Here is an 11959-nt window from a genome sequence, read left to right as displayed (position 1 = left end):
ACTCCCTACTTATCTCCCTAAATCTTTATACACGTAGATAAAATTTATACTCATACCCAGTTTTACGGTATAAAAAAAGACGCCTCTGTCATATTGACAGAGACGCCTTTTAAGCGCGGTTCCACTCTGTTTAGGCTAAAAAAGCCTCAAACTCATCTCTGATAACGGTGTACACCGCTTCTGCTTACTTTAACGCCTTAAGATGTTTCACAAAACATTTTGCTGTTCAGCAGAAGACTCGAAGGGGCATTTCAAAAACCCGCTTATAAACCACTTCCAGCCTAAAGGTGGTTCTCTCTGTAAAAAGCCTGATTTTCTACTTCTCCTTCTCGTCGCTTTTCCTTATTAGGTTTTAAGTATACTTATTATATTTCTAAACCTAGAAAATGTTAACCAATTACTTTTTGAAGACGATTTAAAACTTTTTCTTTTCCAAGAAGTGCAATAGCATTAGGAAGCTCTGGGCCATGTGTTTGACCAGTAGTTGCAACACGGATTGGCATAAATAAGTTTTTACCTTTATGACCTGTTTCCTTTTGAACTGCTTTAATAGCCGCCTTAATTGCTGCTGGTTCCATCGCCTCTAGTGCTTCTACTTGACCAGCAAATGCACGAAGTACTTCTGGTACTTGTTCACCTTTTAATACTTCTTGTCCTTCTTCTTCATGATCAACATGATCTTTGAAGAACATTTCAGAAAGCTCTACAATTTCAGCTCCAAAACTCATTTGTTCATGATATAACGCAATTACATCACGAATCCAAGCTTGCTCTTGTTCACTTAAAGTTTCACCTATACGTCCAGCTTTCACTAGATGCGGTAAGCTTAATTCTACCACCGTATCTAAATCTTGCTTTTTCATATATTGGTTGTTCATCCATTTTAATTTTTGAGAATCAAATAATGCAGGTGATTTTGATAAACGAGCTGCATCGAACATTTTGATAAACTCTTCTTTAGAGAAGATTTCTTCTTCTCCTACCGGCGACCAACCTAGTAGTGCAATAAAGTTAAAGATTGCTTCTGGAAGATATCCAAGCTCTTTATATTGCTCAATAAATTGAATAATAGATTCATCACGCTTACTTAATTTTTTACGGCTTTCATTTACAATTAAAGTCATATGGCCAAATTGCGGGATATCCCAACCGAAAGCTTCATAAATCATCATTTGTTTTGGCGTATTTGAAATATGGTCATCACCACGAAGTACATGTGTAATTTCCATTAAGTGATCATCTACTGCTACCGCAAAGTTATAAGTTGGAATTCCATCTTTTTTCACGATAACGAAATCACCGAAATCATTTGAATGGAATGCTACTTCATCTTTTACGATATCTTTAAATGTGTAATCACGATCAGCTGGTACACGGAAACGAATACTTGGAATACGTCCCTCAGCTTCAAATTCTTTCATTTGTTCTTCAGTTAAATCACGGTGGTTACCTGCATAACGAGGTGTTTCACCACGAGAAATTTGTCCTTCACGCTCTGCTTCTAGCTCTTCTTCTGTCATATAACATTTGTAAGCTAAACCACGCTCTAATAAATCTAGATATAATTTTTTATAAATATCTAAACGCTCTGTTTGACGATATGGTCCAAATTCACCACCAACATCAACACCTTCATCCCAGTCCATACCGAGCCATTTCAAGTATTTTAATTGGCTTTCTTCTCCACCAGCCACGTTACGTTTTACATCAGTATCTTCAATACGAATAATAAACTTGCCATCTAAATGACGAGCAAATAAATAATTAAATAATGCCGTACGCGCATTTCCGATATGTAAGTGTCCTGTTGGACTTGGCGCATAGCGCACTCTCACTTGCTTTTCCATAATTGGTACACCTTCCATTCTTAATGTCTACACATTCTATAATTGTACAACAAAAAAATGTGATTATCCATCTTACGAATTAAAAACCATTATTTTTTCTGTAATAATACCACTGCTTGAGAAGCAATTCCTTCTTCTCTACCTGTAAATCCTAATTTCTCTGTTGTTGTTGCCTTTACATTAATGTTATCTATAGACGTTTCTAACAGTTCACTAATACGTTTACGCATACTTTCAATATGCGGTGCCATTTTTGGCTTTTGAGCAATAATTGTACAATCTAAGTTCCCTAACTCGTAACCTTGTTCACGCACAAATTCCCAAACTTTTTGTAACAATACAGCTGAATCTGCATCTTTAAAAGCTGGGTCTGTATCAGGAAAATGCTTTCCAATATCTCCTGCTGCAATGGCACCTAAACATGCATCAGCAATCGTATGTAACAATACATCTGCATCTGAATGACCGATTAATCCTTTCTCGTGTGGAATTGTAATTCCGCCAATAATTAACGGTCTACCTTCCGCAAATTCATGCACATCAAAACCTTGTCCAATTCGAAACATTCTTTACATCCTCCTTGAGCTAAACCACTGAGCTTTATGACTCTATATTATATTGATATCCCTACAAAGAAAAGCCCGGCCATTGCCGAGCTTTCCTTTGTTATACACCATCACGGCTATTTTTTCTGAACATGAAGGAAACTTTCAGCAATTAGCAAATCCTCTGGAGTCGTCACTTTAATATTATAGTAACTCCCCTCTACTACACCTACTTGCTTACCAATACGTTCCACGAGACTTGCATCATCTGTACCAAGAAAACAACTCTGTTTTGCACTTCTATGAGCTTCTAACAAAAGAGAAACAGAGAACCCTTGCGGTGTTTGTACAGCCTTAAGCTGAGATCGTTCTACCGTTTCGACAACAACACCTTGCTCTACTTTCTTAACTGTATCCTTTACTGGCACTGCACAAATGGAAGCTCCATATTTTTCTGCTGCTGTTAATACGTCTTGAATCACTTTATTCGTTACGAATGGGCGCGCTCCGTCATGTACAAGAACGTATTCAACATCACTCGCATGCTGAATCGCGTTATATACACTATCTTGTCTTTCGGCTCCACCCTGAATAAATTGTACCTGTTTTTCAATCGGATACTTCTGCATTAATTCCTCAAAATACGGGCGTTCCTCTTCGTTAATTGCCATAACAATACTTTTGCACTCTTTATCTCTTTCAAAAGCACGTAATGTATGAACGATAATCGGTACTTCGTTTATAAGTAAGAACAACTTATTTTTGCCAGCACCCATCCGCTTTCCTTGGCCGGCTGCCGGAATAATTAATGTATACATATTAATAATCCTCTACCTATAATGCTTTTTCTAATAATTTACGTTTTGCGAAAATCATACGACCAGCCGATGTTTGTAATACGCTAGTAACCAGTACATTAAGTTGCGAACCTACATACTCTCTACCATCTTCTACTACAATCATCGTACCATCATCTAAGTACGCAACACCTTGGTTTTGCTCTTTACCATCTTTCACAACATAAACATTTAATTCTTCGCCAGGGAGTACAACTGGTTTAATTGCATTAGCTAAATCATTAATGTTTAACACCGTTACTCCTTGTAATTCAGAAACTTTATTTAAGTTGAAATCATTCGTTACTACAGTTCCACCGGTGATTTTTGCTAACTTTACAAGTTTGCTATCCACCTCTTGGATATCCTCGAAATCGCCTTCATAAATTTCTACCGGAATCGGCATCTCTTTTTGAATACGATTTAAAATGTCTAGTCCTCTGCGACCACGATTACGCTTTAAAGCATCGGAAGAATCGGCAATATGCTGAAGCTCTTCTAATACGAATTGTGGAATCACAATTGTTCCTTCCAAAAACTTCGTTTGGCAAATATCAGCAATACGTCCATCGATAATTACACTCGTATCGAGAATTTTCCAATGAGTCGTAGATTTTTCTGCTTCTACCTCTTCGTTCTCGCTATTATTTTTCTTCTTACCTCCGCGTTGGGGTAATGTAAATAATCCTAGCAATTCATTCCTCTTTTTAAATCCTACTTGGAATCCTAAATATCCAAGTAAAAGAGTGAAGAACACTTGCAACACCGTACTAATAACCGGAATTGTAAATTCACGAATCGGTATTAAAATTAAATATGCAACAATAAGACCAGAGATCAATCCTAATGTACCAAATAAAACATCTGCTACAGGCGCCTTTACAAGAGCCTCTTCAATATGCTTAATAAGTTGAACAATATAATCTACAAGCCAAAATGTTGTTAAAAATAAAATAATTGCACCAATAATCGCACGAACATAAGATCCTTCCAATAAAGGAACAGCACCGATGTCTAATACATTAATAACTTTTGGGATTAAGTAAATCCCTAACGCTCCCCCGATTACTAGAAAGAAGAGCTGTACGATCCGTTTTAACATCCAACCACCTCCTACTCATTATTAACCATTGTTTCGCTAATCAAAACGCCGAATGCAAAAGCGGACGTGTTTTTTTTTATAAATAGTTTTATTTACCAATATATCATATCATATACCAAAAATGTTCTAGTGTCGTTATATTATGGAATCAATGTAATATTCTTAATTGTGTCTACTCATATAGAGATGCTCTTGAATTCTTTTTAGGCCTTCTCGTATTTTCTTCGCCCTTACTTCCCCAATTCCTTCCACATCATCCAATTCATGAATAGTCGCGCGACAAACTCCTTGCAACGTTTTGAATCGATTAATTAAATTTTCAATGATAAGTGGCGGAACACGAGAGATTTTGCTTGTAATTCGATATCCCCTTGGCGTCACACTTTCTTCTAAACTGGTTTGCCCTGGATAGCCAAGTAATTTAACTAAATCACTATCCTCTAAAAGTTGTGTATTTGCAAGGTCCTGTAACTTTTTCAAAATTTGATGATGGTCTTGTGTTTTCTCCTGATGGTAATCTTTAATTAACAATGCTGCCTCTGCTTCTAAATCAGCTAGTAATTCTGTAAGCTGTAAACGAATTAACCTACCTTCTGTTCCTAGCTCATGAATATAGCTCAATATTTCATTTTTAATACGCAGTACCATTTCAACACTATGTAAAACGTGAACTACCTCAGACATTGTAACGACCTCTTCAAATTCTAGAATGCCCAAATTCGTAATACCATCATTCCATACAGCCTTATATTTTTCTAACGTTTGAATAGCTTGGTTTGCCTTTGTTAAAATAACCCCTATATCTTTTAGTGTATAACGTAAGTTCCCTTGATATAGCGTAATTACGTTACGTCTTTGTGAAATGGCCACAACAAGGCTGCCCGTCTGCTTCGCTACACGTTCTGCTGTTCGGTGACGCATACCGGTTTCAATAGAATCAATAGATGCCTCTGGAACTAACTGTGCATTCGCTATTAAAATTTTACTTCCCGTTTCATTTAAAATAAGTGCCCCGTCCATTTTTGCTAATTCATATAAACTAGCAGGAGAGAATGCACAATTAATGTGAAAACCACCATCCACAATACTTTTAATCTGCTCATTATATCCAAGAACAATTAGCCCCCCTGTTTGTGCGCGAAGTACATTATCTATCCCTTCACGCAGTGGTGTTCCTGGGGCCACGAGCTGTAAAATATTAATCATACTTTTGACACGTTGCTTATTTTCTTCCATAGCCTAGCCTCCTAATGTCAAACGAAGCGCTTCTCCTAAATTAGAAACACCTACAACCTCAATCCCATCCGGAATTGTCCATCCTCCTAAGTTTTTTCTAGGAATAATAACACGTTGAAATCCTAATTTAGCCGCTTCTTGTACACGTTGTTCGATTCTTGATACTCTTCTTATTTCTCCAGTTAATCCTACTTCTCCTATTACTGCATCAGTTGGTGCCGTAGATTTATCCCTAAAACTTGAGGCTATACTTAAAGCCACTGCTAAATCAATTGCCGGTTCGTCTAATTTCAAACCACCAGCTACTTTTAAATATGCATCTTGATTTTGCAATAGTAAACCTGTTCTTTTTTCTAATACTGCCATAATAAGCGAAACACGGTTATGATCAATTCCCGTCGCCATTCTTCGAGGATTTCCAAAACTAGTAGGGGAGATTAATGCTTGTATTTCTACTAAAACCGGTCTTGTTCCTTCCATTGAAGCAACTACTGTTGATCCTGCAACACCAACCGGCCTTTCCTCAAGGAAGATTTCAGAAGGATTTAAAACTTCCGCAAGACCAAGCTCTTTCATTTCAAAGATACCCATTTCATTCGTGGAACCAAAACGGTTCTTCACAGCCCGTAAAATACGATACGTATGGTGTCGATCTCCTTCAAAGTAAAGAACTGCATCGACCATATGTTCTAACATACGAGGTCCTGCAATTGCTCCTTCTTTTGTCACATGCCCGACAATGAAAATAGGGATTCCTTTTGTTTTTGCAAGTTTCATTAATTCCGCTGTACATTCACGTACTTGTGCCACACTTCCTGGTGCTGACGTCACTTCAGGTAAATGTATCGTTTGAATAGAATCAATAACAACAAAAGCTGGATTCATCTCTTCAATATGTGCTGCAATACGCTGCAGGTCTGTCTCTGCTACAACAAATAGATTGCTACCCTTTACATGCAAACGATCTGCACGAAGTTTAATCTGCTTTGCCGACTCCTCACCCGATATGTATAATACATCATATGAAGAATCTGCTAATTGTGATGAAATCTGTAATAGTAATGTTGATTTTCCAATCCCAGGGTCTCCACCAATAAGCACTAAGGACCCATCTACAATTCCACCACCAAGCACACGATTAAACTCTTGAAATTCCGTTTCAATACGTGCCTCAGACTTTGTTTCTACTTCGGTAAGACGTCTTGGTTTTGTTACTTCCGTTTGAATTGCATTCGCGTAATTAAGGCGCCTAGATGATACAACTGGCTCCATTTCTTCAACAAGTGTATTCCATTGACCACATCCAGGACATTTACCCATATATTTTGGTGACTGATAACCACATTCTTGACATATAAATTTCGTTTTCTTTTTAGCCATACCTTTTTATAGTTCACTTCACTTTCGTCTATAAACGTTTATCCTTCTCGTACAAGAAAGAGGGCTATCGCGTAGCCCTCTTTGTTTGTCTATACTTATTTTACCTTTTCCGCACTATGAATGACAAATGATTCTCCTTCTACATCAAAGATAACTTTTTGTCCTTTCTCAATAGCACCTTTTAAAAGTTCTTCTGATAGTCTATCTTCTACATGTTTCTGAATTGCTCTGCGAAGTGGACGAGCGCCATACTCACGATCAAATCCTTTATCTGCAATAGCTGAAATTGCCCCTTCCGTTAAGTGCAATTCGATTTCTTGTTCTTTTAAGCGATTTACTAACTGATTTACCATAAGAGTTACAATCTCTTGAATATGTTTTTTCTCAAGCATATGGAATACGATAATTTCATCAATACGGTTTAAGAATTCTGGACGAAATGCCTTTTTCAACTCATCCATTACTTTACCTTTCATATCCGAATAATCACGGCTTTCATCTTGGACATTAAATCCAAGATGTTTGTTACGTTTTAACGCCTCGGCACCAACGTTAGACGTCATAATAACAATTGTATTACGGAAATCAACTGTACGTCCTTTAGAATCTGTTAAACGACCATCTTCTAATACTTGTAGTAGAATATTAAATACATCCGGATGAGCTTTCTCTACCTCATCTAATAATACAACTGAATATGGCTTGCGACGAACTTTCTCTGTTAATTGTCCACCTTCTTCATATCCAACATATCCTGGAGGAGAACCAACTAAACGGGAAGTAGAATGCTTCTCCATATACTCTGACATATCGATGCGAATCATTGCATCTTCATCACCGAACATAGATTCTGCTAGTGCTCTTGCAAGTTCTGTTTTACCTACACCTGTTGGTCCTAAGAAAATAAATGAACCAATCGGGCGCTTCGGATCTTTTAATCCTGCTCTTGCACGACGAACAGCTTTTGCTACTGCTACTACTGCTTCATCTTGACCAATCAAACGATCATGAAGAATGGATTCTAAATTTAATAATTTATCAGTCTCTGTTTGTGCAAGTTTAGAAACTGGGATACGCGTCCATGTAGAAACGACATTTGCAATATCTTCTACCGTAACCTCTGAATTTTCTTTTCCTTGTTGCTCTTTCCATTGACGTTTTGTATCTTCTAACTTCTCACGTAAGCGTTGCTCCATATCACGTAAGGATGCAGCCTTTTCAAATTCTTGACTTTGTACAGCTGCATCTTTTTCTTTTCGAATCTCCTCAAGCTTCACTTCAAGCTCTTTTAAGTTTGGTGGTGTTGTATAAGAACGTAAGCGAACTTTTGAAGCAGCTTCATCAATTAAATCAATTGCTTTATCCGGTAAAAAGCGATCTGTAATATAACGATCTGAAAGTTTTACAGCTGCATCAATAGCGTCATCTGTAATAGATACACGGTGATGCGCCTCATAACGATCACGTAAACCTTTCAAGATTTGAATCGATTCTTCTAAACTTGGCTCATCAACATGAATTGGTTGAAAACGTCTTTCTAAAGCCGCGTCTTTTTCAATATATTTACGATACTCATCTAAAGTTGTTGCCCCAATACATTGTAGCTCTCCTCGTGCTAAAGATGGTTTTAAAATATTCGATGCATCGATTGCACCTTCTGCTCCACCTGCACCAATTAATGTATGAAGCTCATCAATAAATAGAATAATATTGCCTGCTTGGCGAATTTCATCCATCACTTTCTTTAAACGATCTTCAAATTCACCGCGATATTTTGTTCCAGCTACCACTGTACCCATATCTAGTGTCATAACACGCTTATCTCTTAAAGTTTCAGGAACTTCATTATTTACAATTTGCTGTGCTAATCCTTCTGCAATTGCCGTTTTACCTACACCAGGCTCACCAATTAATACTGGGTTATTTTTCGTTCTACGGCTTAATACCTCAATTACACGTTGAATTTCTTTACCGCGTCCAATAACAGGGTCTAAGCGATTTTCACGTGCAACAACTGTTAAGTCCCTTGCTAAACTGTCCAGTGTCGGTGTATTTGCATTTGTTGCTGAACCACCTTGATGACCTGAACTAGCTTCATTACTTCCAAGAAGTTGTAACACTTGTTGTCTTGCTTTATTTAGACTTACACCTAAATTATTTAAAACACGTGCGGCTACACCTTCACCTTCACGGATTAAACCGAGTAAAATGTGTTCTGTTCCAACGTAAGAATGGCCTAGCTTACGCGCTTCATCCATAGATAATTCAATAACCTTTTTAGCACGAGGTGTATAATGTACAGTTTGAGAAGCTTCTGTTCCTCGCCCAATTAACGCTTCTACTTCTTTTTGAACTTTCTCTGGACTTAATCCAAGAGCAATTAATGCTTTTGCTGCAATTCCTTCACCTTCGCGTACAAGCCCAAGTAAAATATGTTCTGTTCCAATATTATTATGCCCAATACGAATTGCTTCCTCTTGAGATAAAGCTAACACTTTCTGTGCTCTTTCTGTAAATCTTCCAAACATCATAGAAATCGCCTCCTACTTGCGCTTAGTTTTTTTCAATACGTAATCGCTCACGGATTAAGGTTGCTCTTCGATAATCTCTTTCTTCTGGCCCTAAAGGTCCACCTGCGTATTGTTGTAAAATACCTGGTTGCGTAAGAACCATTAGCTCAGTCAAAATATTTCTCGATATACCTTTTATATATCCTAGATCAATACCAAGTCGTACATCTGATAAGCAATTGGCTGCTTCTGCAGATTGAATTAAACGACTGTTTGCTAGTATGCCGTAAGAACGATAAACCTTATCTTCAAGTTCAATACTTGAATTTTGTACAATTAATTCTCTAGCCATTTTTTCTTGCTGTATAATTTGTTGAATGACACTCTTTAAATCTGCAATAATATCTTCTTCAGACTTTCCTAGCGTCATTTGATTTGAAACTTGAAATATATTACCTAACGCTTCGCTACCTTCACCGTATATTCCTCTTACTACTAACCCTAATTTTTGAATTACTTGTATAATACGGCTAATTCTTTTTGTTAAAACCAGTCCCGGTAAATGTATCATCACAGAAGCTCTTAACCCTGTGCCAACATTAGTAGGACAACTCGTAATATATCCAAGTGATTCATCAAAAGCGTATTCAACTTCTTTCTCAATCCAATTATCTATTTGATTGGCACTTTGAAGTGCCTCTGATAACTGTAATCCTGAAAATAGGCACTGAATCCGAATATGGTCTTCTTCATTAAGCATAACACTAATATGTTCACTTTCTGATAGTAGACATGCTCCATATTCTGTCCCTGCAAGATTTGGACTAATTAAATGCTTTTCGACTAAAACTCTCCTTTGAAGAGGGGTTAATTCATTCATCTTTAATAGTCCAAACTCCCCAAAAGACCCTACTGCTTTATTTATGAATTTCTTTTTGAATAATTCATGAATCTGTTTAGCTTCTTCTTCGTTTTGCATAGTGGAAAATTGATATTGTTTAAAGTTACGAGCCAAACGAATTCGACTACTTAAAACAATATCAGAATCAGGGCCATCCCCCTTCATCCATGGACTAATTGCTTCGTTCATAATTTTGTCCAGTGACATAGAACTATTCCCCCTCTCTATGCTCACTAAGCTGTATTTCAAGACCTCGGATCTTATCTCTTACTTCTGCAGCTTTCTCAAATTCCTCTTTCTGTACGTATTGTTTCAGAATAAGTTTTAGTTCATCTAATTCTTTCTTTAAGTGGATATTTCCTTCTATACGTTCCGGAATTTTCCCACAATGTTCTGTATGCCCACCGTGAAGGCGTTTTAATAATGGCTTTAAATGCTCCTTAAATGTATCGTAACAAGAATAACAGCCAAAACGTCCGACTTTTGTAAATTGTTCATATGTCATCTTACAATCTGGACATCTTACTATATCTGCATTTGAAAATCCATTTTTTCCTTCTTCAAACATTGTTGATTCACCGTGTAATAAACCAGCAAATAAATCATGAAATGAAAAGTTAGACTGCGATGATGGAAAGAAAGACGTATAGCCACTTTGCTCTGCACATTGCTCACAAAGATGAACTTCCGCCTTCTTCTCGTTAATTACTTTTGTATAATGTAAAGTTGCTGGTCTTATATTACAGTTTTGACAAGTCATCACTATCCCCACCTTTACAACAGGAACGCTCTATCTCATGGTACTTTTCATACATTACTAGATTGTTCGCTTTCCTGAATCCGTTTAAATAAAAGTGCATGTTCTTTTTCAAAACTTCTACAATATTTAACTGCTTTATCTTAGTTATCAATCTTTTACAAAAGTTATATTTATTTATATTTCAGTGTTCTTAACATTGCGCATAATATTCGAGCCCTAAGTTCATCTCGAGAAGGAACATCCATTGATAATACAGAACGATCTATTACGCTTAACATCAGTTTCGCTTCACGATTTGTTATAATTCCCTCTTCTATTAAACGTATAATCATACTTTCTGCATTCCCTTGCGCAACGCTATGATCAATCATATGAAGCATTTGATCAATAATATCTATATCGTCATGCAGTTTGACTTTTATAATGCGAATGTAACCTCCTCCACCACGTTTACTTTCTACTACAAATCCTCTTTCTAACGTAAAACGGGTATTGATTACATAATTGATTTGAGATGGTACGCACTCGAATCGATCCGCAATCTCATTTCTCTTGATTTCAATCACATTATTATTACTTAAGTCAATAACTTGCTTTAGATATTGCTCAATGATATCAGATATATTTCTCATTTATCCGCCACCTTTATTGACTTTGACTATCTTTGACTTTAATTATATACGTATTAATAAAATTTGCAACTCTTTTGCTTATTCACTATCCTAGCCACATTCCCCTGTATTTAAACAAAATATGAATACTTTAAACACATTTTTTATTACTATGGATTATAAAATAAAACACGAAAAAACACGAGTCATTTGACTCGTGTTTTAGTTGCT

10 protein-coding genes and 1 other annotated feature are annotated in these 11959 nt (G+C 36.8%); all 10 genes read right to left on the bottom strand.

Features of this window, described 5'->3' with window-relative positions; all coding sequences use genetic code 11:
* Nucleotides 1–95: 95 nt before the first annotated feature.
* Nucleotides 96–342: a binding site (T-box leader), on the bottom strand.
* Between the two features lie 47 nt (nucleotides 343–389).
* The 10 genes from gltX to ctsR all read right to left on the bottom strand — a co-directional run bounded on the left by gltX (nucleotide 390) and on the right by ctsR (nucleotide 11749).
* Entirely contained in the window at nucleotides 390–1847 is a 1458-nt protein-coding gene (gene gltX, locus CN409_RS22925) for a glutamate--tRNA ligase (protein ID WP_000415148.1), read from the bottom strand.
* An 89-nt stretch (nucleotides 1848–1936) separates the two neighbouring features.
* Complete coding sequence (gene ispF / locus CN409_RS22920) at nucleotides 1937–2413, bottom strand: 2-C-methyl-D-erythritol 2,4-cyclodiphosphate synthase (protein ID WP_000488386.1); 477 nt, start codon at nucleotides 2411–2413, stop codon at nucleotides 1937–1939.
* 116 nt (nucleotides 2414–2529) lie between these two features.
* Nucleotides 2530–3210 (bottom strand): 2-C-methyl-D-erythritol 4-phosphate cytidylyltransferase, encoded by a 681-nt coding sequence (ispD, locus tag CN409_RS22915; RefSeq protein WP_000288312.1) that lies wholly within the window; start codon nucleotides 3208–3210, stop codon nucleotides 2530–2532.
* A 16-nt stretch (nucleotides 3211–3226) separates the two neighbouring features.
* Nucleotides 3227–4330 (bottom strand): PIN/TRAM domain-containing protein, encoded by a 1104-nt coding sequence (locus CN409_RS22910; RefSeq protein WP_000919681.1) that lies wholly within the window; start codon nucleotides 4328–4330, stop codon nucleotides 3227–3229.
* 162 nt (nucleotides 4331–4492) lie between these two features.
* Nucleotides 4493–5566, bottom strand: a complete 1074-nt coding sequence (gene disA / locus CN409_RS22905) for a DNA integrity scanning diadenylate cyclase DisA (RefSeq protein ID WP_000392164.1) — start codon at nucleotides 5564–5566, stop codon at nucleotides 4493–4495.
* A 3-nt stretch (nucleotides 5567–5569) separates the two neighbouring features.
* Nucleotides 5570–6946, bottom strand: coding sequence for a DNA repair protein RadA (gene radA, locus CN409_RS22900; RefSeq protein WP_001085199.1), 1377 nt, complete (start codon nucleotides 6944–6946; stop codon nucleotides 5570–5572).
* Nucleotides 6947–7041: 95 nt separating this feature from the next.
* Nucleotides 7042–9477, bottom strand: a complete 2436-nt coding sequence (clpC, locus tag CN409_RS22895; RefSeq protein ID WP_000971173.1) for an ATP-dependent protease ATP-binding subunit ClpC — start codon at nucleotides 9475–9477, stop codon at nucleotides 7042–7044.
* A 22-nt stretch (nucleotides 9478–9499) separates the two neighbouring features.
* Nucleotides 9500–10564 carry a protein-arginine kinase McsB gene (mcsB, locus tag CN409_RS22890; RefSeq protein ID WP_000050837.1) on the bottom strand — a complete coding sequence of 355 codons (1065 nt, stop codon included), beginning with the start codon at nucleotides 10562–10564 and terminating at the stop codon, nucleotides 9500–9502.
* Nucleotides 10565–10568: 4 nt separating this feature from the next.
* A complete protein-coding gene (gene mcsA / locus CN409_RS22885) occupies nucleotides 10569–11117 on the bottom strand; it encodes a protein-arginine kinase activator protein McsA (RefSeq protein ID WP_000128376.1) in 549 nt (182 codons plus the stop codon).
* A 170-nt stretch (nucleotides 11118–11287) separates the two neighbouring features.
* Nucleotides 11288–11749: a transcriptional regulator CtsR gene (ctsR, locus tag CN409_RS22880; protein ID WP_001244560.1), complete on the bottom strand. Its 462-nt coding sequence runs from the start codon at nucleotides 11747–11749 to the stop codon at nucleotides 11288–11290.
* Between the last annotated feature and the right edge of the window lie 210 nt (nucleotides 11750–11959).

It is taken from the genome of Bacillus sp. AFS012607, from assembly GCF_002558005.1.
In the GTDB taxonomy this organism is placed as follows: domain Bacteria; phylum Bacillota; class Bacilli; order Bacillales; family Bacillaceae_G; genus Bacillus_A; species Bacillus_A thuringiensis_S.
Note: the sequence above shows the minus strand (reverse complement) of the source record. Positions and strands in the feature narration are given on the sequence as shown.